This window comes from Microbacterium sp. LMC-P-041 (assembly GCF_030209555.1).
Lineage (GTDB): Bacteria > Actinomycetota > Actinomycetes > Actinomycetales > Microbacteriaceae > Microbacterium.
This window is the reverse complement of the sequence record NZ_JARVRV010000010.1, coordinates 86,877-111,100: the sequence shown is the minus strand read 5'-3', so window position 1 is coordinate 111,100 and position 24,224 is coordinate 86,877. Positions and strand designations below refer to the sequence as shown.

Annotated in this window: 24 protein-coding genes and 4 tRNA genes; 16 read left to right on the top strand and 12 right to left on the bottom strand. The window is 67.1% G+C overall.

Annotated elements, in window-relative coordinates:
- Positions 1-31: 31 nt before the first annotated feature.
- Both QRN21_RS17500 and pdxY read left to right on the top strand, forming a co-directional pair.
- Positions 32-1,339, top strand: a complete 1,308-nt coding sequence (locus QRN21_RS17500; RefSeq protein ID WP_053096192.1) for an aminotransferase class I/II-fold pyridoxal phosphate-dependent enzyme — start codon at positions 32-34, stop codon at positions 1,337-1,339.
- Between the two features lie 46 nt (positions 1,340-1,385).
- Positions 1,386-2,237, top strand: a complete 852-nt coding sequence (pdxY, locus tag QRN21_RS17495) for a pyridoxal kinase PdxY (RefSeq protein ID WP_056278788.1) — start codon at positions 1,386-1,388, stop codon at positions 2,235-2,237.
- A gap of 21 nt (positions 2,238-2,258) precedes the next feature.
- Here the strand turns inward: pdxY and QRN21_RS17490 are convergent, their stop codons facing one another.
- The 3 genes from QRN21_RS17490 to QRN21_RS17480 are packed head-to-tail and all read right to left on the bottom strand — an operon-like array spanning position 2,259 to position 5,210.
- Positions 2,259-2,807 (bottom strand): HIT family protein, encoded by a 549-nt coding sequence (locus QRN21_RS17490; protein WP_053096196.1) that lies wholly within the window; start codon positions 2,805-2,807, stop codon positions 2,259-2,261.
- A complete protein-coding gene (gene thrS / locus QRN21_RS17485; RefSeq protein ID WP_053096198.1) occupies positions 2,804-4,804 on the bottom strand; it encodes a threonine--tRNA ligase in 2,001 nt (666 codons plus the stop codon). Before thrS ends, QRN21_RS17490 begins: the two co-directional genes overlap by 4 nt.
- A gap of 46 nt (positions 4,805-4,850) precedes the next feature.
- Positions 4,851-5,210 carry a YnfA family protein gene (locus QRN21_RS17480; protein ID WP_056278790.1) on the bottom strand — a complete coding sequence of 120 codons (360 nt, stop codon included), beginning with the start codon at positions 5,208-5,210 and terminating at the stop codon, positions 4,851-4,853.
- A gap of 101 nt (positions 5,211-5,311) precedes the next feature.
- Here QRN21_RS17480 and QRN21_RS17475 point away from each other — a divergent pair, with 101 nt between their 5' ends.
- From QRN21_RS17475 to QRN21_RS17455, 5 genes are all read left to right on the top strand, one after another.
- Complete coding sequence (locus QRN21_RS17475) at positions 5,312-5,731, top strand: DoxX family protein (RefSeq protein WP_285365481.1); 420 nt, start codon at positions 5,312-5,314, stop codon at positions 5,729-5,731.
- A 56-nt stretch (positions 5,732-5,787) separates the two neighbouring features.
- On the top strand, positions 5,788-7,134 hold the full coding sequence (locus tag QRN21_RS17470) for a cryptochrome/photolyase family protein (RefSeq protein ID WP_285365479.1): 1,347 nt from the start codon (positions 5,788-5,790) through the stop codon (positions 7,132-7,134).
- A gap of 247 nt (positions 7,135-7,381) precedes the next feature.
- A complete protein-coding gene (locus QRN21_RS17465) occupies positions 7,382-8,854 on the top strand; it encodes a hypothetical protein (RefSeq protein WP_285365477.1) in 1,473 nt (490 codons plus the stop codon).
- 651 nt (positions 8,855-9,505) lie between these two features.
- A complete protein-coding gene (locus QRN21_RS17460) occupies positions 9,506-9,676 on the top strand; it encodes a hypothetical protein (RefSeq protein ID WP_285365475.1) in 171 nt (56 codons plus the stop codon).
- Positions 9,677-9,831: 155 nt separating this feature from the next.
- Positions 9,832-10,374, top strand: coding sequence for a hypothetical protein (locus QRN21_RS17455; protein WP_285365473.1), 543 nt, complete (start codon positions 9,832-9,834; stop codon positions 10,372-10,374).
- Between the two features lie 32 nt (positions 10,375-10,406).
- Here QRN21_RS17455 and QRN21_RS17450 read toward each other — a convergent pair whose 3' ends face one another.
- The 4 genes from QRN21_RS17450 to QRN21_RS17435 form a co-directional block, all read right to left on the bottom strand.
- A complete protein-coding gene (locus QRN21_RS17450) occupies positions 10,407-10,877 on the bottom strand; it encodes a hypothetical protein (RefSeq protein WP_285365472.1) in 471 nt (156 codons plus the stop codon).
- 400 nt (positions 10,878-11,277) lie between these two features.
- Positions 11,278-11,349 (bottom strand) — tRNA-Val (locus QRN21_RS17445).
- Positions 11,350-11,374: 25 nt separating this feature from the next.
- Positions 11,375-11,445: transfer RNA gene (locus tag QRN21_RS17440), tRNA-Cys, on the bottom strand.
- A 53-nt stretch (positions 11,446-11,498) separates the two neighbouring features.
- Positions 11,499-11,571: transfer RNA gene (locus tag QRN21_RS17435), tRNA-Gly, on the bottom strand.
- Positions 11,572-11,723: 152 nt separating this feature from the next.
- On the opposite strand from QRN21_RS17435, the gene QRN21_RS17430 reads away from it, so the two are divergent.
- From QRN21_RS17430 to QRN21_RS17420, 3 genes are all read left to right on the top strand, one after another.
- Positions 11,724-11,799 (top strand) — tRNA-Val (locus QRN21_RS17430).
- 92 nt (positions 11,800-11,891) lie between these two features.
- A complete protein-coding gene (locus QRN21_RS17425) occupies positions 11,892-12,344 on the top strand; it encodes a hypothetical protein (protein WP_285365470.1) in 453 nt (150 codons plus the stop codon).
- Positions 12,345-12,433: 89 nt separating this feature from the next.
- The gene (locus QRN21_RS17420; RefSeq protein WP_285365469.1) at positions 12,434-12,796 is read left to right on the top strand and encodes a GIY-YIG nuclease family protein; all 363 of its coding nucleotides are present in this window, start codon (positions 12,434-12,436) and stop codon (positions 12,794-12,796) included.
- A gap of 51 nt (positions 12,797-12,847) precedes the next feature.
- On the opposite strand, the gene QRN21_RS17415 is transcribed toward QRN21_RS17420, so the two are convergent.
- From QRN21_RS17415 to zapE, 4 genes are all read right to left on the bottom strand, one after another.
- Positions 12,848-13,231: an SPW repeat domain-containing protein gene (locus tag QRN21_RS17415; RefSeq protein ID WP_053096209.1), complete on the bottom strand. Its 384-nt coding sequence runs from the start codon at positions 13,229-13,231 to the stop codon at positions 12,848-12,850.
- Between the two features lie 94 nt (positions 13,232-13,325).
- Positions 13,326-13,904 (bottom strand): type II toxin-antitoxin system PemK/MazF family toxin, encoded by a 579-nt coding sequence (locus QRN21_RS17410; protein WP_285365468.1) that lies wholly within the window; start codon positions 13,902-13,904, stop codon positions 13,326-13,328.
- Positions 13,905-13,924: 20 nt separating this feature from the next.
- Positions 13,925-15,163: an ammonium transporter gene (locus QRN21_RS17405; protein WP_053096211.1), complete on the bottom strand. Its 1,239-nt coding sequence runs from the start codon at positions 15,161-15,163 to the stop codon at positions 13,925-13,927.
- 115 nt (positions 15,164-15,278) lie between these two features.
- Positions 15,279-16,328, bottom strand: coding sequence for a cell division protein ZapE (gene zapE, locus QRN21_RS17400; protein ID WP_285365467.1), 1,050 nt, complete (start codon positions 16,326-16,328; stop codon positions 15,279-15,281).
- A 146-nt stretch (positions 16,329-16,474) separates the two neighbouring features.
- Between zapE and QRN21_RS17395 the strand changes: the two genes are divergently transcribed.
- Together QRN21_RS17395 and QRN21_RS17390 are read left to right on the top strand one after the other, a co-directional pair.
- Positions 16,475-17,368, top strand: coding sequence for a sulfurtransferase (locus QRN21_RS17395; protein ID WP_072591310.1), 894 nt, complete (start codon positions 16,475-16,477; stop codon positions 17,366-17,368).
- 19 nt (positions 17,369-17,387) lie between these two features.
- The gene (locus QRN21_RS17390) at positions 17,388-17,819 is read left to right on the top strand and encodes a SufE family protein (protein ID WP_285365466.1); all 432 of its coding nucleotides are present in this window, start codon (positions 17,388-17,390) and stop codon (positions 17,817-17,819) included.
- Here the strand turns inward: QRN21_RS17390 and QRN21_RS17385 are convergent.
- Positions 17,803-18,957 (bottom strand): alpha/beta hydrolase family protein, encoded by a 1,155-nt coding sequence (locus QRN21_RS17385; protein ID WP_056278797.1) that lies wholly within the window; start codon positions 18,955-18,957, stop codon positions 17,803-17,805. The two genes, QRN21_RS17390 and QRN21_RS17385, sit on opposite strands and share 17 nt — an antisense overlap.
- 25 nt (positions 18,958-18,982) lie before the next feature.
- On the opposite strand from QRN21_RS17385, the gene QRN21_RS17380 reads away from it, so the two are divergent.
- The 4 genes from QRN21_RS17380 to QRN21_RS17365 all read left to right on the top strand — a co-directional run bounded on the left by QRN21_RS17380 (position 18,983) and on the right by QRN21_RS17365 (position 24,194).
- Entirely contained in the window at positions 18,983-19,564 is a 582-nt protein-coding gene (locus QRN21_RS17380; RefSeq protein ID WP_056278798.1) for a DUF3000 domain-containing protein, read from the top strand.
- Positions 19,557-20,750, top strand: a complete 1,194-nt coding sequence (locus tag QRN21_RS17375; protein ID WP_053096223.1) for a ribonuclease D — start codon at positions 19,557-19,559, stop codon at positions 20,748-20,750. Before QRN21_RS17380 ends, QRN21_RS17375 begins: the two co-directional genes overlap by 8 nt.
- 73 nt (positions 20,751-20,823) lie before the next feature.
- On the top strand, positions 20,824-22,029 hold the full coding sequence (locus tag QRN21_RS17370) for a thiolase family protein (protein ID WP_053096225.1): 1,206 nt from the start codon (positions 20,824-20,826) through the stop codon (positions 22,027-22,029).
- A gap of 5 nt (positions 22,030-22,034) precedes the next feature.
- Positions 22,035-24,194, top strand: coding sequence for a 3-hydroxyacyl-CoA dehydrogenase NAD-binding domain-containing protein (locus tag QRN21_RS17365; protein WP_285365465.1), 2,160 nt, complete (start codon positions 22,035-22,037; stop codon positions 24,192-24,194).
- The last annotated feature ends 30 nt before the right edge of the window (positions 24,195-24,224 follow it).

Sequence of the window (24,224 nt, the reverse complement as noted above, 5' to 3'; positions counted from 1 at the left end):
CGGAACGACCTAGAATCGGTGGTGAGGACACATGAGCGACCAGATCACCGGAACGACCGCAGCGGACATCGCCGACAGCGTGCGCGGTCTGCGCGAGCGCGGTGTGCTGCGCGCCGGCAGTCCCCTCCCTCCCGTGCGGGAGCTCGCCACGACCCTCGGAGTCAATCGCAACACCGCGGTCGCCGCATACCGACAGCTCGCTCAGGCCGGGCTCGTGATCTCCCGAGGTCGCGCCGGCACGGTCATCGCCGGTCTCGAGTCGGTGGCCCAGGAGGGCTACGCCTCCGATACGGTGCTGCGCGACGTCGGGACCGGCAACCCGGACCCTCGACTGATCCCCGATCCATCGCCTGCGCTGGCCACGGTGGCCGGTCGTCCGGTGCTCTACGGCGAGCCCGTCATCGACCCGGGGCTGCAGGACTGGGCGCGCGAATGGATCGCGCATGATCTCGGTCACCTCGACTTCGGCATCACCGTCACGAGCGGCGCCGTCGACGCCGTCGAGCGACTGCTCGCGCAGGCGCTGATGCGCGACGATGCCGTCGCACTCGAGGATCCCTGCTTCCTGGCGAGCATCCACACGGTCCGACTCGGCGGGTATCGGGCCGTTCCCGTGCCGGTGGACGAACAGGGGATGACGGTCGAGGGGCTGCGCGCCGCCTTGGATGCCGGCGTGCGAGCGGTGATCTGCACCCCGCGCGCTCAGAACCCGACGGGGGCGAGTCTCACGGCCGCTCGTGCGGCGGAGCTGCGCGCCGTGCTCGCCGCTCATCCGTACGTGCTGATCATCGAGGACGATCACTTCTCGATGCTGTCGCAGCGTCCATACGAATCGCTGATCGGCCCGGACCACCGGCGGTTCGCGCTGGTGCGCTCGGTCTCGAAGTTCCTCGGGCCGGACATGTGCCTCGCCATCGCGGCGACGGATGCCACCACGGCAGAGCGCCTCGCCATGCGTCTGAGTCCCGGAACCACCTGGGTCAGCCACCTGCTGCAGCGTCTCACCCTCACTCAGCTGACCGACGAGTCGGTGCTCGCACGCATCGCCGACGCCCGCGAGCACTACGCGGCACGCAATGCGGCCTTCGCGTCGCGGCTGCGCGAGCATGGCCTCGACTCCCCCGCCACCGACGGTCTGAGCCTGTGGATCGAGTTGCCGAAGCCGGCGCGCATCGTCGCCGAACGCCTCATGCGTCGAGGCTGGCTCGCTCGAACCGGCGACGACTTCGCCCTCGACGAACGCGCCGATCCGTCGCGCCATCTGCGCCTCACAGTGCATGATCTGTCCGAAGACGACACTGCGACACTCGTCGCCGACCTCGTATCGGCCGCACGATGACCCACCGCCGCGGGAGCATTCCCGCTCTGAAAGAAAGGATCGGGGAATGAAGGTCCTCTCCATCCAGTCCGCCGTCGCGTACGGGCATGTCGGGAACTCCGCCGCGGTCTTCCCGTTGCAGCGCATCGGCGTCGAGGTTCTGCCGGTCTACACCGTGAACTTCTCCAATCACACCGGCTACGGCGCCTGGCGCGGTCCGCTCATCTCTCCGAACGACGTGCGCGAGGTCATCACGGGCATCGAGGAGCGCGGCGTGTTCGGCGAGATCGACGCGGTGCTGAGCGGTTACCAGGGCGGCGAGGGCATCGGCGATGTGATCATCGACGCCGTGGCGCGCGTCAAGGCCGCCAATCCCGCCGCCGTGTACGCCTGCGATCCGGTGATGGGCAACGCGAAGTCAGGATGCTTCGTCGCCCCGGCCATCCCGATCCTGCTGCGCGAGAAGGTCGTGCCGGCTGCCGACATCATCACCCCGAACCAGTTCGAGCTCGGGTTCCTGACCGGCACCGAGCCCGACACGCTCGAGTCCACCCTGGCCTCGGTCGACCTGGCCATGGCGATGGGACCGAGCACGGTGCTGGTCACGAGCGTCGAGCGGCCGGACCGTGAGGACGACACGATCGAGATGCTCGTGGCCGACGCCGCAGGAGCCTGGATCGTGCAGACGCCTCGGCTTCCGATGAAGGCGAACGGCTCGGGCGACGTCACCGCGGCGCTCTTCACGGCCCACTATGTCGGATCCGGTGACGCGAAGACGGCGCTCGAGCGCACCGCGTCCAGCGTGTTCGACCTGCTCGCCGCGACCCTCGAGTCGGGTGCGCGCGAGCTGCAGCTCGTCGAAGCGCAGGAGTTCTACGCGAACCCTCGGATGCAGTTCACGGCACGCCAGGTGCGCTGACCCGCGATTCCGAGCCGTGGCCTACGCCGTCGTCGGCCAGGCGTTCGCCACGGCTTCGCGCACCTCGCCGAGCAGCTGGGGCAGGGCCTTGGTCTTCGCGATGATCGGGAAGAAGTTGGCGTCCGACGTCCACCGCGGCACGATGTGCTGGTGCAGGTGGCCGTCGACTCCGGCACCGGCGACGGCACCCTGATTCATCCCGATGTTGAAGCCGTCGCAGCGCGAGACCTCGCGGAGCACGCGCATGCCGATCTGGGTCAGTGCCCCGATCTCGGCGACCTCCTCGGGTGTCGCCTGGTCGTAGGTGCCGATGTGGCGGTACGGGCACACCAGCAGGTGTCCGGAGTTGTACGGGAAGAGGTTGAGCAGCACGTAGGCCGTCTCCCCCCGCGCGACGATCAGCCGCTCGGCATCCGGGAACTTCGGAGCCTCGCAGAACGGGCACTCCTCGCGCAGCGGCTCAGGACCAGCCTGGATGTAGGCCATCCGGTGCGGCGTCCAGAGCCGCTGGAACTCGTCGGGGACGCCCGCGAACTCGCCGGCGTCCTCCCACGACTCCGAGGACGTCACGCCAGGTCCCCTGCTGTCTGCACGAGAGTGTGTGCATCGATCGCTGCGCGGATGCGCGCTACTGCATCGGTGATCGGCACGCCGTTCTCCTGCGTGCCGTCGCGGTAGCGGAACGAGACGGTGCCCGCGTCGCGATCCTTCTCGCCCGCGATCAGCAGCAGCGGGACCTTGCCGGTCGTGTGCGTGCGGATCTTCTTCTGCATCCGGTCGTCGGAGGCGTCGAGCTCGGCGCGCACGCCCTGCGTGCGCAGCGTCTGGACGATCTCGCCCAGGTAGTCGGCGAACTCGTCGGCGACGGGGATTCCCACGACCTGCACGGGCGACAGCCACACCGGGAAGTCGCCGGCGTAGTGCTCGAGGAGGATCGCGAAGAACCGCTCGATCGAGCCGAACAGCGCACGGTGGATCATGATCGGACGCTTCTTCTGGCCGTCCTTGTCCATGTACTCGAGCTCGAAGCGCTCGGGCAGGTTCGGGTCGACCTGCACGGTCGACAGCTGCCAGGTGCGGCCGATCGCATCACGCGTCTTGAGGTCGATCTTCGGTCCGTAGAACGCGGCCTCGCCGGGGACTTCGGTGAGCTTCAGGCCGGATGCCACGGCGACCCGGCGGAGAGCATCGGTCGACGATTCCCAGAACTCGTCCGAGCCGATCCACTTGGACTTCTCGTCATCCTTCATCGACAGCTCGAGCTCGAAGTCGGTGAGCCCGAAGTCGCGCAGCATCGACAGGATGAACTCCAGGACCTTCGCGACCTCGCCCTCGAGCTGATCGGGGGTGACGAACAGGTGCGAGTCATCCTGAGTGAAGCCGCGCACTCGGGTGAGGCCGTGCAGCGCACCGGAGAGTTCGTTGCGATAGACGGTGCCGTTCTCGGCGAACCGCAGGGGCAGATCGCGGTAGCTGCGCGCGCGCTCCTTGTAGATCAGGATGTGCATCGGGCAGTTCATGGGCTTCAGGTAGTAGTCCTGGCCCTGCTTCGTGATGTTGCCCTCGTCGTCGCGCTCCTCGTCCATGACGATCGGCGGGTACATACCCTCCTTGTACGTCACGAGGTGGTTCGAGGTGAGGAAGAGATCTTCCTTCGAGATGTGCGGGGTGTACACGTAGGTGTAGCCGCCCTCGATGTGGCGCCTGCGAGCGTGCTGCTCCATCTCGCCGCGGACGATGCCGCCACGGGGGTGCCAGACCGACAGACCCGAACCGATCTCCTCGGGGAACGAGAAGAGGTCGAGCTCCTTGCCGAGACGGCGGTGGTCGCGCTTGGCGGCCTCCTCGAGGCGGTGCTGGTACTCACGCAGCTCGTCCTTCGACGGCCAGGCGGTGCCGTAGATCCGCTGCAGCTGCGGGTTCTTCTCGCTGCCCCGCCAGTACGCGGCGGCGATGCGGGTCAGATCCCAGCCGTTGCCGATCATGCGGGTGTTGGGCAGGTGCGGCCCGCGGCAGAGGTCCTTCCAGACGACCTCGCCGTCGCGGGTCGTGTTGTCGTAGATCGTCAGCTCGCCCTCGCCGACCTCGACGGAGGCGCCCTCGGCGGCTTCCTTGCCGCCCTTGAGACCGATGAGCTCGAGCTTGAACGGCTCGTCGGCCAGCTCTGCCCGCGCCTCGTCGTCCGTGACGACACGACGCACGAAGCGCTGCCCCTCACGGACGATGCGCTGCATCTCCTTCGTGATGGCCTTGATGTCCTCGGGCGTGAACGGGGTGTCGACGCCGAAGTCGTAGTAGAAGCCGTCGGTGATGGGCGGCCCGATGCCCAGGTTCGCCTGCGGGTTGATCCGCTGCACCGCCTGCGCGAGCACGTGCGCGGCCGAGTGACGCAGGATGTTCAGCCCGTCGGGACTGTCGATCGTGACCGGCTCGACCTCGTCGGCATCCGTCACTGTCGCGGCGAGGTCCTTGAGGGTCCCGTTGACGCGCATGGCGACGACTGAACGGTCAGAGAACAGGGCGAAGCCGTCTTTCGGCTGAGCATTTTCAGGCACTGCACACTCCATCTGGGTCTGGATCTAGGCTACTCGCATGCCCGGGGGCCGCTGACCGCTACGACGCCACGTCAGACTCGGTGTTCGCCGCCGTGGGAGCGAGGATGATGATCGCCGCGCCGACGAGCGCGATCGCCGAGCCGACCCAGTCCCAGACGGTCGGCTTGAAGCCGTCGACGATGATGCCCCACGCGAGCGATCCGGCGATGAACACCCCGCCGTACGAGGCGAGCACACGTCCGAAGTTCGCGTCAGGCTGGAGCGCCGCGATGAACCCGTACGCACCGAGAGCCATCACGCCGAGCACAGCGAAGACCCAGCCACGGTTCTCCTTCACGGCCTGCCAGATCAGCCACGCGCCGCCGATCTCGGCGACGGCGGCGAGCACGAAGAGGATGCTGATGCGCAGGACGGTCATGCACTCAGTGTGGCAAAGGCCGCCACTTGGGCGAGCAGACCTGCCGCGACGCGCCCGGGCGACACCCGTGAGCTCCGATTCCGCCGGGGTAGCGTGAGCGGATGATCAGACCACTGGCGCGCTGGATCCTCGCACTCGCCCTGGGTGCGATCGGCATCGTCCACTTCACGAGCACCCGCGGTTTCCGCGTCGTCGTGCCTGACTGGGCGACTCGGGCCACTCGTCTCGACAAGGAGGCGATCATCATCGCGTCGGGCGCCGCGGAGGTCGCCCTCGCCGCCGGGCTGCTCCTGCTGCCGAACGAGAGACGGCGTGTCGGAATCGCCACCGCCGCGTTCTTCGTCGCCGTGTTCCCGGGAAACGTGCACCAGTGGCGCACTCACCGGTCCACCCCGGGGCTCGACACCGAAGCGCGGCGTCTCGGACGACTCTTCCTCCAGCCTCTTCTCGTCGCCTGGGCGCTGTGGGCGACGACTGCGCCGGCTCGACCACGGATGCGCGCGGTGCCTCGTATCCGCTGAGCAGCCGGCAGCGCAAGCCCGCCCACTCGTTCCGTCCACCCCGCCAGAATGGAGCCATGGCCTCTCCCTCGCTCGTCTGGCTCCGCGACGACCTTCGACTCGCCGACAATCCGGCGCTCAGGGCGGCGATCGATCGCGGTGAACCACTGGTCGTGCTGTTCGTCCTCGACGAGGAGTCCCCCGGCATCCGACCGCTCGGCGGAGCCGCACGCTGGTGGCTCCACCACTCCCTCGCGTCTTTGGACGACGCGCTGCGGGAACTCGGCGCCACTCTGACGCTGCGTCGAGGTCCTGCCGAACGCATCGTCCGCGAGACCGTCGCAGACTCGGGCGCGACGGCCGTCTTCTGGAACCGGCGATACGGGGGCGCCGAACGCGAGGTCGACACCGCGCTCAAGGCGGCGCTGCGCGCGGACGGCCACGAGGTCACGTCGTTCCAGGCGTCGCTGCTGCACGAACCGTGGACGGTGAAGACCGGCGGCGGCACCCACTTCTCGGTGTTCACGCCGTTCTGGCGGGCATGTCTCTCCCTCCCCACGCCGCGAGCGCCCTTCCCCGCGCCCCGGAGTCTCGCTGGGGTGCCCCAGCCCCCGGCGTCCGACGATCTCGTCGACTGGGATCTGCTGCCGACCCGCCCCGACTGGGCCGGCGGGCTCCGCGACGCCTGGGAGCCCGGTGAGCCGGCGGCCAGAGCTCGGCTGCGTACGTTCCTGCATGACGACATCGGCTCGTACGATCGCGCGCGGGATGAGCCGTCGGCGGGCGCGACGTCACTGCTGTCACCGCGTCTGCGGTGGGGCGAGCTGAGCCCGTTCACCGTGTGGCACGCGGCGGTGGAGGCAGATGGCGCGGCCGGGTTCCTCTCGGAGTTGGGCTGGCGCGAATTCGCCTGGCACACGACGTTCCACGCACCGGACATCGCCACGAAGAACCTCCGCCGTCAGTACGACGCCTTCCCCTGGCCGCGGCTCAAGCCGTCGGAACTCGAGGCGTGGCAGCGCGGCGATACCGGGATCCCGCTCGTCGATGCGGGGATGCGTGAACTGTGGCGCACGGGTTTCATGCACAACAGGGTGCGCATGGTGACGGCCTCGTTCCTCGTGAAGAACCTGCTCATCGACTGGCGGCGCGGCGAGGAGTGGTTCTGGGACACCCTGGTCGACGCCGACGGCGCGAGCAACCCGTTCAACTGGCAGTGGGTGGCAGGATCCGGCGCCGACGCCGCCCCGTACTTCCGCGTCTTCAATCCCGAGCTGCAGGCGAAGAAGTTCGACCCGCACGGCCTGTACATCTCGGAGTGGGCGTCGGATGCCCCGACAGAGCCGATCGTCGATCTCGCGGCCACCCGCAAAGCGGCGCTCGCAGCGTACGAGGTCGTCAAGCGGTCGTCAGCCACGACCTAGAAACCTGCGACGACCCCGGCCTCTTGATGCTGATTCCGCGGGAAGAGCGCTGATCACGGGGCGCCGAGGAGCCCGGCTGCGCTATATGCCAGTACCTCGGTTTTCCGCTCAAATATGAGCCTATTCTGAGCGGCGGTGGAGGGTGTGCACGGGCACATCCAGCCATCGACAATCGACAGGCCAGGCTCACCGCCCCACGCGCACTCGTGCGCTGTCTCGCGGCGGGATCGAACGGAGAGAACACATCATGACATCACAACGCTCGGCGGGGTCGCGCCGAATCATCGGCGCGACCGTTGCGGCTGCGCTGCTCGCAGCCTTCGGAGTCGCCACCGGCACCACGGCAGCATCTGCCGCCAACACCGACTGCTTCGCCACGGATCTTCACGTCACTCAGTGGTCGCACGCGAATATGAACACCCTGCTGACCACGACCGCGCAGGAAGCCGCGGCCGCAGCCGCAGCCGGTTACACGGAGACGGGTTACGTCTTCGGTGCCTCGTCGACTCAGCTGGCTGGCCTCGTTCCTGCGATCCATCTCTACAAGCCGTCGACCGGCGAACACACCTATGTGAACTGGCAGAACGAGGCGACCAGCGCTGTCGCGAACTACGGATACCAGAATCTGGGGGTCGCTTTCTACGTGAGCCCTGTGAAGCTTTCGACGTGCACCGATGCTGCGGAGATCGCGATCTACGGCAAAGGCGGCATCCACCAGATGGCGGCGACGCCCGAGCAACGTGCCGCCGCCGTCGCTGCAGGCTGGACATACGGGTACAGCTTCCATGCGCCCGGCCTCGCGCGCGTCCTGAACCCGACAGACGCCGACGGAGTCTTCTCCATCGCGATCATGCCCGACACTCAGAACGAGGTACTCAACGCGAATGACACGAGATTCGCGGAGCGGTCCAACTGGCTCGTCTCCAACCGGGACGAACTGGATCTTCGCTATGTCGGCCACAGCGGCGACGTGGTGAACTGGGTCGAACCCGGCTACGCCCAGTACCAGAGAGCCGAAGACGCGCTCGACCCGCTGGAACAGGCCGGCCTCATGTACGGCCTCGCTATTGGCAACCACGACACGATGGCCACTGGGGTCGGCGGTAGCGTCCGCAACGCCGCGACCGTCGTCGCGGACCAGCGGAACACCACCGTCTTCAACCAGTTCTTCACAGCGGCGCAGATGACTGGTGTGCAGGGGCAGTACGAGGCAGGCAAGGTCGACAACCAGTTCCAGACATTCGAAGCCGCCGGCAAGAAGTGGATGGTCGTGACGCTCGAACTGTGGCCGCGTCTCGGTGCCGTCGCCTGGGCCAAGCAGGTCATCACCGACCACGCCGACCACAACGTGATCGTGCAGACGCACAACTACCTCAACGGCTCTCTTCAGATCGACGGCGCCGGGCAATCGAAAGAGGTTTGGCAGTACGGGAACGTGTCGCCGCAGTACCTCTACGACAACGTGTTCTCGAAACACTCGAACATCAAGGTCGTCGCATCGGGACACACGGGCTACGCCGGAACCACATCGGTGACGACCCCGTCCGGGAACAAAATCGTCACCTTCCTCGAGACGTATCACTCAGCCGACAAGAACCCGGTCCGTCTGGTCGAGTTCGACGTCAACGCCGGCACCATCTCGACCAATGTGTACTCGCCCCGCGGCAACGTCGATATGGGCGACACCAAGACGGTGAGCGGCATCTCCTTCGTCGGTTGAGCCGCACGAACGCCCTCCACTCGTCGCGGGTCAGACCCGAGTCGCGCTCCGCCCGCAGAGGAGCGCGATTCGGGTGTCGAGTCCGACGGCGCGCTGCCCGGTGAGCACACAACAAAACCTCCGGAGAATCGGGGGTTTTGTTGTGTGCGCGATACTGGTCGCTTGCATGAGCGAGACGCCAAAGGGCGAGCGCGCGGACAAGATGGCGGACGGCGCGACGGTCGACGCCCCGACGTGCGGCGACTGCCGGGCCATCGGCAACCTCACTGGCCGGATCATCGCCGCCCACCCCGAGCTGCGGCGCACCCTCGGATCGGTCGCGCACTGGCATCTCAGCACCGCGCTCTACGCCCTCGACGCACTCGACCACCCCTCCCCGAGCCGGACATCACCCCGGCCCGGCTCGGCGCTCTCGTGCATTGACTCGCCGATCCTGGAGTCGCGATCATGTACTCTCGCCGGTTCTCCCCGGTGTGGGCATTGGGCGCCACGTCGAAACACTCCGCCCGTAGACGCAGAAGCGCGGTTGATCCCGCCAGGATCGCCGACTGCCGACGCGGTGCCGCCGACGCGATCGCCGACGCTCGCCCTCCGCGCCCCCTCCCGCACCCGACCGGCGCCCGGTGCGATTGGTGCGGCACGGCGACGGCGATGGGGCGCCGCACATCCGAAGCGTGGTTCGGCAAGCTCTGCGCGACCTGCGCGGCAGTCAAGGCCAGAGGCGACCTGTCGCATCAGGCCGTGTGGGAAGCGATCGACGGCGACCAGTCGATCCGGCGGCGCGTCCCGTACCGGCCCGACCTGACCGGGGTGCGCCCGTAGTCGCAGGACAGCGGCGGCGACGGCACCCGTGGTCGCACCTCGGCGGAGTCGAGGCACTCCGTGCGCACGTCGCGAGGCTCATGTCCGCATCGTGACGCCCAACCGAGGCGGCGCGTCCAGTGCGCCGCCTCCCAGGCATCTGCCACGCTGGGCGCATGCAGTTGGGATCAGTCGCCGAGATGGTTGCCGCCGCGTGCACCATCATCACCGTGCTTGTCAGCGTGATTGTCGTCGTCCAGCAGATCGGCGAACGGCGGAAGACGCAGGCGCTACTCGACTCTGAGCGGCAACGCGCGAGGCGATCGGACGCGGAAGCCGTCACAGCGTGGGTTGAGACACGCACCTCACCGAAGGGAAAGCAAACCGCGATACTCCACGTGCTGAACGCCTCGCCGCGCCCTGTTTTCGCGGCCTACATCGTGCCAACGACGTACTACAAACGCCACACGAGCGCGCCCATCCTGTGCGATGTTCTCGCGCCGGGAGTCGATGTCATCGAGGAGTTCACCGACAGCGCGAAATCGCTCGTGGAAGGCGAAGAAGCCGCGACGGACATCGCGCAGAGGATCGGCGTCCGCGTTCGGTTCCGCGACTCTGCCGGGCGAAACTGGGAGCGGACAGTCGACGGGAGACTGCACGAGCGCAAGAACAACCCCGCCGACTTCGACTTCAACTTCGCTCCGCCCGAGAGCGCCTGAGCCGAGCGCATTCGCTGCGGCGGGTTCCGCAACTATCGACGGGCGGGTGCGCCTGCCCAAAATGCACTCGGGGCAACCTCGAAACCCGGAGGATCGCCGAACGGCTCATCCATCACCGGTAGTGCGCTCAGATCGAGGTCTCGCCCGCGGCGATGAGACCAGAGCAGATGCCCCGGCATGGTCAACGCGCTCGCTGACAACTGCCACGGGTATGCGACCACAACGCCGACGAGCGTACCGATCTGGATGCGGCACAAGTGGGTGAGGTTCGTTGTCAGGTTCGCGACCACAGCGGTTTCAATCTCGGTTGGGTGGCTAACCCGGCTGATGGCCGCACCCTGCGCCCAATTCACATCGGACTCCGGCACACGATGGAGGGAGACGGCGACGTTGTCTGGCACACGCGTTCGGATCTGGTGACGACGGGTGCTGTGCCACAGGAGGCGGTAGGGCTGGGAGATGTTGATCACGATCGCGGTCTTGACGAACCATCGCGCGAGCATGGAAACGACCGCGCCCGCCGCGCTGGCTGGCGATGACCGAGCCGTAGAGAGGGGAGGCAAAGCGCACCGGGGACACGCGCGTCTGGTCATCAGGGAATTCACGGAGGAGCCGCCTAGCGAAGACGTGCTCGCGGGTCCGTGTGCCCGTCGTGGTCGGGCATAGCCAGCAGAACGGCACGGTTTCAAGTACGCGGTCGGCGCGTTGTCGGCCGGTCACGAAGATGTTGCGGTCGAACTCGCGCAACCGGCTCACTCGGTAAGTTGCGGCCATGCGCTCACCGTCTCACAGTTCGCGCCAACGACAGCAATTCGCCGCGCGGGTTGCACGTAGGTCCCACGCGAAGAGACAAGCGGCCTTCCGGACATGCAAAAACCCCGGCGGAACCGGGGTTTTTTGCTGTGCGCGATACTGGGATCGAACCAGTGACCTCTTCCGTGTCAGGGAAGCGCGCTACCGCTGCGCCAATCGCGCCCGTTGGGGCTATTCAGTTACTGAGAGGTGGCGACGGGATTCGAACCCGTGTAAACGGCTTTGCAGGCCGGTGCCTAGCCGCTCGGCCACGCCACCGTGTGGATTGACCCCACGTGCCGAAGGCCTTCCGAAGAAGGCCCCTGCACTTGAGCGGATGACGAGACTCGAACTCGCGACCCCAACCTTGGCAAGGTTGTGCGCTACCAACTGCGCTACATCCGCGTTGTTCCCGGTTGTTGTCCCGGGCACTTATGAAACATTAGCCGATGATCGGCGACTGTCCAAACCGAAACCGAATCTCGCGCGTGTCTCGCAGGGTGGTCAACTTGGCCTCCGACGGTCGGGTAGTATCGGTTGACGTACCCCGCAGGTATGGGCGATTGGCGCAGTTGGTAGCGCGCTTCCTTCACACGGAAGAGGTCATCGGTTCGAGTCCGGTATCGCCCACCACAGAACCCCGCTCATCTGAGATGCCGCGGGGTTTTCTCATGTCGCGAGGGCGCGGGAGCCAGCGCCGATCTTTCGATTGCTAGCGTTGCGGCATGCCCACCTTGCTCGACGACTTCCTCTCCGGAGATCGCGGACGCGTGATGCACGCGGTGTGGGAGACGATCCGCTCGCGGGATGCCGCGACTCTCGACCCCCTCGTCGCCGCGCTTCCGCAGCTCCGGAGCGAGGCGACGAGGCTCGATCTGGGCGGGATGATCTATTCGAACAACGCCCATCTGGCGCACGCGCTCACCAAACTCGAACAGTATCGCGACAGGGAGTGCTGGTGCGCCGCTTACCCCGGGCTGCTCACGAATGACCCCGAGAAGGAACAGGCGCTCGGCCACGTCAGCATCCTCTCGACGAGCGATCCTGGCTGGTCGATGACCTATGTCACCGAATGCGCCGTGTGCGGGAGGCTGTTCGATGTCGAGCAGGGGGACCATCACTTCATGTGGTGGAGATGGGTGCCGCGCGGGGTGAAGAGAAGCCGCGGAGAGGTCTGACGTCGGTGGCCGGCGGTAGCGTTCCGACCATGCCGCGCACTCCGCTCCCGAGCCCTTGTCCGCTCTGCGGCCATGGAGACGCGGTGCGCGTGACCACCGCGCTGCTGTGCGACTGGTGCGGGTGGCGTTACGGCGACTCCCCCGACCCCGACCTCCCCCGCCCGGTGGTCGAGGTGGTCTACTACATCCGCTACGACCGTCGAGTGAAGATCGGCACGAGTCGCCGGCCGCGTCACCGACTCGCGAGCATCCGCCACGACGAGCTCCTCGCGTTCGAGCCGGGTGGCCGTGCGGTGGAGCAATCGAGACACCGCGAGTTCGCCGACATCCGGGAGGGCGGCGAATGGTTCACCCTCACCCCGTATCTCGCGGCCCACATCGATGGACTGCGCACGCTGGACGACCCCTGGCAGCTCTACGCGCGCTGGGTGGCGTCGGCACTGCAGAACTGAAGCCCCGCACAGGGCCGACGTTCCGTGCGGGGCTTCAGAGTTCGTACGCCATCAGACGCGAGCGGTGGCCTTGACCTTCGCGGGCTGCGGCTGCGAGAACAGCACGACCACGATCACGGCGACGCCGACGACCACGTGCGGCACCCAGACGTTCGGCGCCTCCGTCGAGAAGCCGAAGATCCACGGCGACAGCGCCAGGAACAGGCTCGCGACGATGTCGAACACGAGGTGGACGGGCATCGGGATGACGCCGAACGGCCCCCATTCGTACTTCGTGAAGAGGCTGTAGACGATGAGCCCGATTCCGAGCACGATCGGGATGATCACGGCGGGGCCGCCCATGCTCGCGAAGCCGAAGAGCCACGGAGCGGCGATCAGCGCCACTCCGACGATGTAGTCGAGAATTCCATGGACCTTGGTGGGGATGAAACGCATGATTCCTCCTGTGGTGTCGTCGCATCCTGCGACTCACAGACTGTTCGCAGCCGTTCGTCGAACGGATTGCGACCGGGTCACACGGATCGGGGCTTCAGGCGGTCGCCCAGCCGTATCGTCGAGCCAGAGCCGAAGCGACCTCCCCGTAGCGCGATCGGTCGAGAACCGCGGCCTCACGGCGCAGTCCGCTCTCGTGCACGCTGTACAGCAGCTCGATGTCGACCCAGGACTCCCGTCCCTGCGCGTCCCAGCCGCCGGAGCCGATCGACAGATAGTCGCGGTCGCCGTCGTGCGGCTTGCTCGTCATCCGCACCGCATAGACACGTTCCGCGGATTCGCGCCCGATCACGAGCACCGGCCGATCCTTGCCTCGACCGTCGTTCTCCTCATAGGGCACCCAGGTCCAGATGATCTCACCCGCGTCAGGGGCGCCGTCCCGGTCGGGCGCGTAGCCGATGCGGAGGTCATCGATCCGGTCGGGGTCGACCCGCCGTGTCTCGGTGCCGCGCGACGTCCCTCTCGACTCCCCTGAGGCGGAAAGAACCTCCTCGGAGGTGCGCAGACGCGAGACCGGGCGTTTCGGACGAGTTTTCGTCCGAGACGCCCGGTCAGATCCCAGTGCTGTGAAGAGGATCTCCGCGAGTCGTGCCAGGATGCCGTTGGTGTTGCTCACACGGTCACCCTAACGGCAGTTCAGGCGTCGGCCAGCGCGTAGCCCTCCTCGCCGTGGACGACCTGGTCGACACCGGCGATCTCGTCTTCGCTCGTGATGCGGAAGCCGATCGTCTTCTCGATCGCGAAGCCGATGATGAAGGCGACGACGAAGGAGTAGATCAGCACACCGAGCGCTGCGATCGCCTGGACGGCGAGCTGACGCGCGTCGCCTCCGACGAACAGACCGGTCTCGGTGGCGAAGAAGCCGAGGTACAGCGTTCCGATGAGGCCACCCACCAGGTGGATGCCGACCACGTCGAGCGAGTCGTCGAAGCCGAGACGGAACTTCATCTCGACCGCCAGGGCGCAGACGATACCGGCGACGGCACCGAGCAGCAGCGACCATCCGGGCGTCAGGTTCGCGCAGGCCGGGGTGATGGCGACGAGACCGGCGACCGCGCCGGACGCTGCACCGACCGAGGTTGCCTTGCCGTCCTTGATGCGCTCGATGAGGATCCAGCCGAGGATCGCGGCCGCCGTGGCGCCGAGGGTGTTCAGGCCGATGAGTCCGACGCCGCCCATGTCCTCTGCGAGCCACTCCGCGCCGGCGTTGAAGCCGAACCAGCCGAACCACAGCAGCGCTGCGCCGAGGAGCGTCAGCGGCACGTTGTGCGGCTTGAGGATGCCCTTCTGGAAGCCGATGCGCTTGCCGAGGACGATCGCGAGGGCGAGAGCCGCGGCGCCGGCGTTGATGTGCACCGCGGTACCACCGGCGTAGTCGATGACGCCGATGCCGCTGTCCTCACCGAACAGCGTGGTGCCGAGGTTCATGATCCAGCCGCCGCCCCAGACCCATGCGGCTACGGGGAAGTATCCGACGGTGGCGAAGACACCGGCGAAGATGAGCCAGCTGCCGAACTTCGCGCGGTCGGCGATGGCGCCCGAGATGAGCGCGACGGTGATGATCGCGAAGGTCGCGCCGTAGGCGACTCCGAGAAGTGCGACGTTCGAGCCCTCACCGGCCGCGAGGCTCGAGAGACCGAAGTCGGCGAAGGGGTTGCCGGCGAATGCCGTCGGGCTGTCGACCGCGCTCATCGAGAATCCGAAGAGGATCCAGAGGACGGCGACGAGACCGATCGAGCCGAAGCTCATCATCATCATGCTGACGACGCTCTTGGCCTTGACGAGACCGCCGTAGAAGAAGGCGACGCCGGGCGTCATGAGCAGTACGAGGGCGGTCGCGGTGATCGCCCAGGAGATGTTGCCTGGAGCATCCATAGTCAAACCTCACATTCGGGAAACTGAGAGCTTCAGTGTGACGAGGCCCGATTTCCGGAATGCGTGAGGTTTGTTGCGGTGGCGTTACAGAGACGCCGCGTGTGTGAACACTGCGTTACGCGACACTGCGATCCGCGTGTGTAAGTGCATTGAGTCTGGAGACAGCGCGCAGGTATTTCTTGCGATATCCCCCGTTCAGCATCTCTTCTGCGAAGACCTGGTCGAGGCTCACACCGGTGGCGACGATCGGGATCTGCGCGTCGTACACGCGGTCGACGAACGCGACGAAGCGCAGAGCCTCGGACTGATCGCTCAGGATCTGCACATCCCGCAGGCCCACGAGATCCAGCTCGGCGATGATCCGCAGATACCGCGAGGGGTGCACCCGGGCCAGGTGACGGATGACGTCGGCGAAGGAATCGTCGGACGCGTTTCCGTGCCCCGCCCCCTCGTCGATCGCGCGGGCATAGGAATCGTCGTCGCTCACGACGGCGTGCCCGTCGAGCGCCCGCTGGCGGAAGTCGACACCGTCGATGCGGATCGTCTGGAAGCTGTCAGACATCGCGTGGATCTCTCGGAGGAAGTCCTGTGCGGCGAAGCGGCCCTCGCCCAGTGCGTTCGGCGGAGTGTTCGAGGTCGCCGCGAGCTTGGTGCCGGTGGGAACCAGCTCACCGATGAGCCGAGTCATGACCATGGTGTCGCCCGGGTCATCGAGTTCGAACTCGTCGATGCACAGCAGGTCTGCACCCTTGAGCAGGTCGACGGTGTTCTTGTAGCCGAGCGCGCCGACCAGAGCCGTGTACTCGATGAACGAGCCGAAGTACTTCCTGCGCGCGGGCATCGCGTGATAGATCGACGCCAGCAGGTGGGTCTTGCCGACACCGAATCCGCCGTCGAGATAGACGCCCGGCTTCGTCTCCGGCTCCTTCTTGGCTCGGCTGAAGAATCCGCCCCGCTTGAGCGGAGCACCGCGTCCGGCGAACCGGATGAGCGTCTCCTTGGCGTCCTCCTGCGAGGGGTAGGCCGCATCGGCACGATAGCTCTCGAACGTCGCACCGTCGAACTGCGGCGGCGGCACGAGGCTGGCCAGCATCTCGGGACCGGTGACGGTCGGCTGTCGATCTGTCAGGTGCACGATGCCCGTGCGGCTGGGCGTGTCGGTCATCACGGTCCTGTGTCGGGGGCGCACCTGTGTCGAAGTCTTACGAATCGGGTGCAGGGCGCACGGCGTGGATCTATCGTCGAAGTATCGGCTCCACATTACGCCGTCGTCCCCTGCATCATCGCCGCTCACCGTCTGAGGAGATCCCTGTGGCCATCGAGTTCGACACCACTTCGTCAAAGTTCGCCGAGTACGCCGAGCCCGGCCGTCTCGTGAGCACCGAGTGGCTGGCCGAGCGCCTCGGCACACCGGGCCTGGTCGTCGTCGAATCCGATGAGGACGTGCTGCTGTACGAGACGGGCCACATCCCCGGCGCCGTGAAGGTCGACTGGCACACCGAGCTCAATGATCCCGTCGTGCGCGACTATGTCGACGGCGAGGGCTTCGCGAAGCTGCTCAGCACCAAGGGCATCTCCCGCGACGACACCGTCGTGATCTACGGCGACAAGAACAACTGGTGGGCCGCCTACGCGCTCTGGGTCTTCTCGCTGTTCGGCCACGAGGACGTTCGGCTGCTCGACGGCGGTCGCGATCGCTGGATCTCCGAGGGCCGCGAGATCACCCGTGACGCCCCGCAGATCACGCCGACGGAGTATCCCGTGGTCGAACGCGACGATTCGGAGATCCGCGCATACAAGGAGGATGTCCTCGCTCACATCGGCAGCCCGCTGATCGATGTGCGCTCTCCCGAGGAGTACAGCGGTGAGCGCACCACCGCACCGGCCTACCCCGAAGAGGGAGCCCTGCGCGCGGGGCACATCCCCACCGCCCAGAGCGTGCCGTGGGCGAAGGCCGTGGCTGAGGACGGCGGCTTCCGGTCGCGGGCCGAACTCGACGCGATCTACCGTGACGGGGCCGGACTCGCCGATGGCGACGAGGTCGTCGCGTACTGCCGCATCGGAGAGCGCTCGAGCCACACGTGGTTCGTCCTCACGCACCTGCTCGGATTCGAGAACGTCCGCAACTACGACGGCTCGTGGACCGAGTGGGGCAGCGCGGTGCGGGTCCCGATCGTGACCGGCGCGGAGCCCGGATCCCTCTGATCGTGGGAGAATGACAGGGATGAGCACCACGCACGTTCCTGACACCCTCGCCGAGATCCGCGACGGATTCCTCGAGACCGCCGAGGCGGATCGACTGCTGCTCCTGCTGGAGTACTCGGACGAGCTGCCGGAGGTCTCCGAAGAGGTCGCGAATCACCCCGAGATGTGCGAGCGCGTCGCGGAGTGCCAGTCACCGGTCTACATCTACGTCGAGGTCGCCGACGGAATCGTGACCATGCACGCCACCGCCCCGCCCGAGGCGCCGACCACGCGCGGATTCGCGAGCATCCTCGTGCAGGGCATCTCCGGCCTCACCCCTGACGAGGTTCTCGCGATCCCCGACGACTATCCGCAGTCGATCGGTCTCACCCGCGCGGTGTCGCCGCTGCGCATCGGCGGCATGACCGGCATGCTGATGCGCGCCAAGAAGCAGGTCATGCAGAAGCGCTGAACCCCTGCGCTGCGAGCCATCCGGTGATGGCATCGCTCCACCCTGCCTGGTCGTAGTTCCAGATCTTGGTGTGCCGGGCGACCGTGAAGCGGGGCATCGTGACCAGGTCGGGTCTGGCCTGCTCGAGTGCGTGCGATGCATCGGCGGGCACGAATCCGTCGTCGTCGCTGTGCAGGATGAGGATGGGCACCGACAGCTCGTCGGCGCGCGACACCATGTCCAGGCTGTCGAACGGGATCGCGTTCTCCGCGCCGCTGAGCCGCGCGGTGAACGGGACGGACAGTGCGCCCATCGCGAGGTCCGGCAGCGGTGCGTGCATGCCGGACTCGCGCGCTTGGAATCGCAGCACGCTGCGCCAGTCGATCACCGGCGACTCGAGGATGAGACCGACGATGCGGTCGCGGTTGCCCGAGTTCAGGGCGGTCTGCATCGCGACCGCTCCGCCCATCGACCATCCCATCAGGATCACTCGATCGGCGCCGTGTCGGAGCGCATACGACACCGCCGCATCGACGTCGCGCCACTCCGAAGCCCCCAGAGCGTACGCACCGCTTCGGCTGCGCGGCGCCTCACCGTCGTTGCGGTACGAGACGACGAGGTTCGGGAAGCCCGCGGCATGCAGCACGGGGACGGCACGAAGGCACTCGGCTCGGGTGACCCCTCGTCCGTGGACCTGGATCACCCACGTCGAGGAGTCGGCCGGGAACAGCCAGGCGGGGCATGGCCCGGCCGGGGAACCGATGAGCACGTTCTGCGAGGGCAGGTGGAGCTCGCCGGGAGTGGAGTAGTACCAACCGCTGAACGCCGCGCTCCTGTCGACGCGGGCGCCCGGTTCGATCTGCGTCAGCAGCTTGCGCCTCACTGTGGTGGCATCAGCGCTCAGCACCGCGCCGAGCTTGACGTAGCCATACGTTCCCGAGGTGAAGAGTCCGTATCGACCCGGGAGCTCGGTGTCCCGCGTCCGGGTGAGCTCGATCGTCTGCGCCCCGGTGTCGACGGCGAGGATCTCGACGTTCGCCGGTCGCTTCGCCGGCATGACGACCCGACGGGCGACGCTGAAGACGAGCAGAGCCAGCGCCGTCCCCAGAGCGAGCAGAGCAGGGACAAGGAGTGCAACGGCGTGCCTGAGACTCTTCATCGCTTCCTGACTCTAGCCTGTTGCCGTGACCGCACACCCCGATGCCGGGACGATCTTCGACGCCGCCGTGGCTGAACTGCGCGACATCGCCTTCCGCTCAGACATCACCATCCGCGAGATAGCGACGCCGCAGGGCCTCGCTCCGCACGCCCTCGCCCTCGCAGCAGACGTCCGCCCGGACGACGGCGGAGAGTCGGCATACGGGACGGGACGTTTCGTTCTGCTGCATGATCCCGACAACCCGGCCGCATGGGACGGCGACTGGCGGATCGTGATCTTCGCCCAGGCGCCGCTCGAGACCGAGATCGGCACCGACCCCCTGCTCGCCGACGTCACGTGGTCCTGGCTCGTCGATGCACTCGACTCGAGAGGCGCCGGCTACCACTCCGCGTCGGGCACGTCGACCAAGACCCTGTCGAAGGGGTTCGGCGGACTCGCCGACGAAGGAGACGGCGCACAGATAGAGTTGAGGGCGTCCTGGACACCCGAGGGCCCCTTCACACCCCATGTCGAGGCCTGGGTCGAACTGGTCGGGATGCTGGCGGGTCTTCCGCCCGGTTCCGAGGGCATCGCCGTTATCGGCGCGCGAAAGGCAGCACGTGACTGAATACTCCGTGATCTCCGACGTCTCGGAGTTCCACGCGGCATGCGCCGCACTGGCCGCAGGAACTGGGCCTGTCGCCGTGGACGTCGAGAGGGCATCCGGATTCCGCTACTCCCAGCGCGCCTACCTCGTGCAGGTGTTCCGCCGCGACGCGGGGGTCTTCCTGTTCGACCCTCCCGCTCTCGGCGACTTCAGCCCTCTGCAGCAGGCCATCGGCGACGCCCTGTGGGTGTTCCACGCCGCCAGCCAGGATCTTCCGTCTCTGCGCGAACTCGATCTGCTCCCCCACACGATCTTCGACACGGAGCTCGCATCGCGACTGCTGGGTCATGACCGAGTCGGACTCGCCGCGGTCGTCGAGAACACGCTCGGCATCACGCTCAAGAAGGAGCACTCCGCGGCGGACTGGTCGACCAGGCCCCTTCCCGCTGCGTGGCTCGAGTACGCGGCACTCGATGTGCTGCACCTCATCGACGTCTACGAGGCTCTGGAGGCGGAGCTCGAGGAGCAGGGGAAGACCGAGTACGCGGCCGAGGAGTTCGCCGCCACGCTCGCCCGACTGCCGAAGCCTCCTCGCGAAGACCCCTGGCGACGACTCAGCGGACTGCACCAGGTGCGCGGCGCGCGGAACCTCGCGGTCGCTCGCTCGCTGTGGCAGGCTCGCGAGAGCTTCGCCCAGGATCAGGACGTCTCTCCCGGCCGTCTGGTGCCGGATCGGTCGCTCATCGCGGCCGTGCTGGCGAACCCGCAGAGCAAGCAGGCGCTCGCGGGGATCAAGGAGTTCCAGGGCCGAGCGAGCCGCACCCAGCTCGACCGCTGGTGGCAGGCGATGGTCGACGGACGTGCCACGGAGGAGCTTCCCCGGGAGCGGGTTCCCAGCGATACGCTGCCGCCGCCGCGAGCCTGGTCCGATCGCAATCCGGAGGCCGACGCGCGACTCAAAGCCGCCCGCCCGGTCGTCGAGGCCACGGCCGAGGAACTCGGGATGCCGACCGAGAACCTGCTCACCCCCGATCACCTGCGCCGTGTGGCGTGGGATGTACCGGGAACGACGCCCGAGGCCATCGGCGAGGCACTCGCCGCGCTGGGTGCCCGCCCGTGGCAGATTGCACAGACTGCACAGAAGATCGCGGACGCCTTTGTAGAGGCGGCGCAAACGCCCGACGAGGCGTCCGCACCGGCTTCGTAGGTTCGATCCAACCGATTCCTCCCCGTTTCCGGCCCTCCATAGACTGAGGCCACCGCACAAACTTGGAGGCAGAGTGGCCGAGATCTCGGACGTCTTCTTCGTCGATGGAGTGCGCACCCCCTTCGGGCGCGCCGGCGAAAAAGGCATGTACTGGAACACCCGCGCTGATGACCTCGCCGTCAAGGCGACCATCGGCCTGATGGAGCGGAACGCAGCCGTTCCGGCCGACCGCATCGACGACGTCGCCATCGCCGCGACCAGCCAGACCGGAGACCAGGGCCTGACCCTCGGGCGCTCCGTGGCGATCCTCGCGGGACTCCCGCAGACGGTGCCCGGACTCGCCGTCGAGCGCATGTGCGCGGGAGCGATGACGAGCGTCACCACGATGGGGGCATCGATCGGGGTCGGCATGTACGACTTCGCGCTCGCCGGCGGGGTCGAGCACATGGGTCACCACCCGATCGGCGGCAACGCCGACCCCAACCCGCGATTCGTCGCGGAGCGCATGGTCGACCCCGGCGCTCTGAACATGGGTGTCACGGCCGAGCGCATCTTCGATCGCTTCCCGCACCTCACCAAGGAGCGCTCCGATCGATTCGGCATGCTCAGCCAGCACAAGGTGCAGGCGGCCTACGACGCGGGCAAGATCCAGCCGGATCTCGTGCCCGTCGCGACCAAGACCGCCGACGGCGCATGGGGCTTGGCGACGGAGGACGAAGGTCGTCGTCCGCAGACCACCATGGAGGACCTCGCGGCCCTCAAGACTCCTTTCCGCCCGCACGGCCGTGTGACCGCCGGAACCTCGTCGCCCCTCACAGACGGCGCCACGATGTCACTGCTCGCCGGAGGCGGCGCGGTCAAGGAGTTCGGTCTCGCGCCGAAGATGCGCATGGTCTCGTTCGCCTTCGCAGGCGTGCAGCCGGAGATCATGGGAATCGGCCCGATTCCGTCGACCGAGAAAGCCCTGAAGAAGGCCGGACTCACGATCGCCGACATCGGCCTGTTCGAGCTCAACGAAGCCTTCGCCATCCAGGTGATCTCGCTGCTCGACCACTTCGGCATCGCCGACGATGACCCCCGCGTCAACCAGTGGGGCGGCGCGATCGCGCTGGGCCACCCGCTCGCGGCATCCGGCGTGCGTCTGATGATCCAGCTCGCGGCGCAGTTCGCCGAGCGACCCGATGTGCGCTACGGCCTGACGGCCATGTGCGTCGGTCTCGGACAGGGCGGCTCGGTCATCTGGGAGAACCCGCACTTCGACGGCAAGAAGAGGAAGTAAGCCTGATGGCCCACTCGATTTCCGAGCAGTACGCGAACGTGGACTTCTCCCCCATCCAGGCGCTCACCGACGGCGAGGTGATCACGCACTCCCCCGTGCGTGACATCCGTCTCGCGTCGGGCAAGGTGCTCGCACTGATCACCCTCGACAACGGACGCGACCACACGCGTCCGAACACTCTGGGGCCGGCGACGCTCACCGCCCTCGGTGAGACGCTGGACGGCCTGGCCGCTCGTGCGTCAGCCGGCGAGATCCAGGCGGTCGGCATCACCGGCAAGCAGTACATCCTGGCCGCCGGCGCCGATCTCTCCGACATCAGCAAGGTCGGGTCGCGGGACAACGCTCGCCTGATCGCGCAGCTCGGCCACAAGGTGCTCGGAAAGTTCGGGGAGCTCGGCGTTCCGTCGTTCGCCTTCGTGAACGGACTCGCACTCGGAGGCGGACTCGAGATCGCACTCAACTCGACCTACCGCACGGTCGACGCCTCCGCCGCGGCGATCGCACTCCCCGAGGTCTTCCTCGGCATCATCCCCGGCTGGGGCGGCGCCTACCTGCTGCCCAACCTGATCGGGATCGAGAACGCCCTCGAGGTGGTCATCTCGAACCCGCTCAAGCAGAACCGGATGCTGAAGCCGCAGCAGGCGTTCGACCTCGGCATCGTCGACGCGATCTTCCCCGCCGCGAACTATCTCGAGAACTCGCTCGCGTGGGCGGACGCCGTGCTCGGCGGCAAGAAGGTCGAGCGCAGGAACGAGCCGGGCAAGATCGAGCGACTCACGAAGTGGCCGATCGCCATCAAGATGGCACGCGGCATGCTGGAATCGAAGATCGGCACCGTCCCGAAGTCGCCCTACGCCGCACTCGACCTGCTCGACAAGGCCAAGAGCGGCACCAAGGCGGAGGGCTTCGCCCGTGAGGACGAGGCGCTCGCCGAACTCGTCACGGGCGACCAGTTCGCAGCATCCATGTACGCCTTCGACCTCGTGCAGAAGCGTGCGAAGCGTCCGGTGGGAGCCCCCGACAAGGCACTTGCGAAGAAGGTCACGAAGGTCGGCATCATCGGCGCTGGTCTCATGGCGAGCCAGTTCGCCCTGCTCTTCGTGCGCAAGCTGCAGGTGCCGGTACTCATCACCGACCTCGATCAGGCGCGCGTCGACAAGGGCGTGGCCTACATCCACGAGGAGATCGGCAAGCTCGAGGCCAAGGGCCGCCTGGATGCGGACTCCGCGAACAAGCTGCGCGCGCTCGTGACCGGGACGACGGACAAGAACCTCTATGCGGACTGCGACTTCGTCATCGAGGCCGTGTTCGAGGAGGTCGGCGTCAAGCAGCAGGTGTTCGGCGAGATCGAGAAGATCATCGCCGAGGACGCGATCCTGGCGACCAACACCTCCTCGCTCTCGGTCGAGGAGATCGGCGCGAAGCTCGCTCACCCCGAGCGCCTCGTCGGCTTCCACTTCTTCAACCCGGTGGCAGTGATGCCGCTGATCGAGATCGTCAAGACACCGACGACCTCGGAGGCGGCGCTCTCGACCGCGTTCGTCGTCGCGAAGAATCTCGGCAAGAACGCGGTCCTCACCGCCGACGCGCCGGGCTTCGTCGTGAACCGTCTGCTGGCCAAGGTCATGGGCGAAGCGGCTCGCGCGGTGTACGAGGGCACCCCGATCACGGATGTCGAGAAGGCCTTCGCGCCCCTCGGACTCCCGATGGGTCCCTTCCAGCTGATCGATCTCGTCGGATGGAAGGTCGCCGCCCACGTGCAGGACACGATGGCGCACGCGTTCCCCGATCGCTTCTACGCGAACGAGAACTTCCACGCTCTCGCGGAGCTCGACGGGGTCATCGAGAAGGACAAGGGCGGTCGTGTGACCGGCTGGACGAAGCAGGCCGAGAAGCTGCTGAAGCCCGCTGTCGGCAAGACGCCCGCGTCGGCCGAGACGATCCTGCAACGGGTGCAGGACGGCCTTGCGAGCGAGATCAAGATGATGCTCGACGAGGGCGTCGTACCCGAGGTCGAGGACATCGACCTGTGCCTGATCCTCGGCGCGGGCTGGCCCTTCATCGATGGTGGGGCTTCGCCCTACCTCGACCGCGAGGGCGCCTCGCAGCGCGCGTTCGGCGGAGAGTTCCACACTCCGCAGATCCGCGGCATCGAGCACCGCTGAGCTGAACCTCTGGGGGGCCGCCGTCCGGCG

Coding starts and splice junctions, on each gene's coding strand:
- QRN21_RS17500 (WP_053096192.1), top strand. CDS start 32: ATGAGCGACCAGATCACCGGAACGACCGCAGCGGACATCGCCGACAGC.
- pdxY (WP_056278788.1), top strand. CDS start 1,386: ATGAAGGTCCTCTCCATCCAGTCCGCCGTCGCGTACGGGCATGTCGGG.
- thrS (WP_053096198.1), bottom strand. CDS start 4,804: ATGGAGTGTGCAGTGCCTGAAAATGCTCAGCCGAAAGACGGCTTCGCC.
- QRN21_RS17480 (WP_056278790.1), bottom strand. CDS start 5,210: ATGACCGTCCTGCGCATCAGCATCCTCTTCGTGCTCGCCGCCGTCGCC.
- QRN21_RS17475 (WP_285365481.1), top strand. CDS start 5,312: ATGATCAGACCACTGGCGCGCTGGATCCTCGCACTCGCCCTGGGTGCG.
- QRN21_RS17470 (WP_285365479.1), top strand. CDS start 5,788: ATGGCCTCTCCCTCGCTCGTCTGGCTCCGCGACGACCTTCGACTCGCC.
- QRN21_RS17465 (WP_285365477.1), top strand. CDS start 7,382: ATGACATCACAACGCTCGGCGGGGTCGCGCCGAATCATCGGCGCGACC.
- QRN21_RS17460 (WP_285365475.1), top strand. CDS start 9,506: ATGGGGCGCCGCACATCCGAAGCGTGGTTCGGCAAGCTCTGCGCGACC.
- QRN21_RS17455 (WP_285365473.1), top strand. CDS start 9,832: ATGCAGTTGGGATCAGTCGCCGAGATGGTTGCCGCCGCGTGCACCATC.
- QRN21_RS17450 (WP_285365472.1), bottom strand. CDS start 10,877: ATGCTCGCGCGATGGTTCGTCAAGACCGCGATCGTGATCAACATCTCC.
- QRN21_RS17425 (WP_285365470.1), top strand. CDS start 11,892: ATGCCCACCTTGCTCGACGACTTCCTCTCCGGAGATCGCGGACGCGTG.
- QRN21_RS17415 (WP_053096209.1), bottom strand. CDS start 13,231: ATGCGTTTCATCCCCACCAAGGTCCATGGAATTCTCGACTACATCGTC.
- QRN21_RS17405 (WP_053096211.1), bottom strand. CDS start 15,163: ATGGATGCTCCAGGCAACATCTCCTGGGCGATCACCGCGACCGCCCTC.
- zapE (WP_285365467.1), bottom strand. CDS start 16,328: ATGACCGACACGCCCAGCCGCACGGGCATCGTGCACCTGACAGATCGA.
- QRN21_RS17390 (WP_285365466.1), top strand. CDS start 17,388: ATGAGCACCACGCACGTTCCTGACACCCTCGCCGAGATCCGCGACGGA.
- QRN21_RS17385 (WP_056278797.1), bottom strand. CDS start 18,957: ATGAAGAGTCTCAGGCACGCCGTTGCACTCCTTGTCCCTGCTCTGCTC.
- QRN21_RS17365 (WP_285365465.1), top strand. CDS start 22,035: ATGGCCCACTCGATTTCCGAGCAGTACGCGAACGTGGACTTCTCCCCC.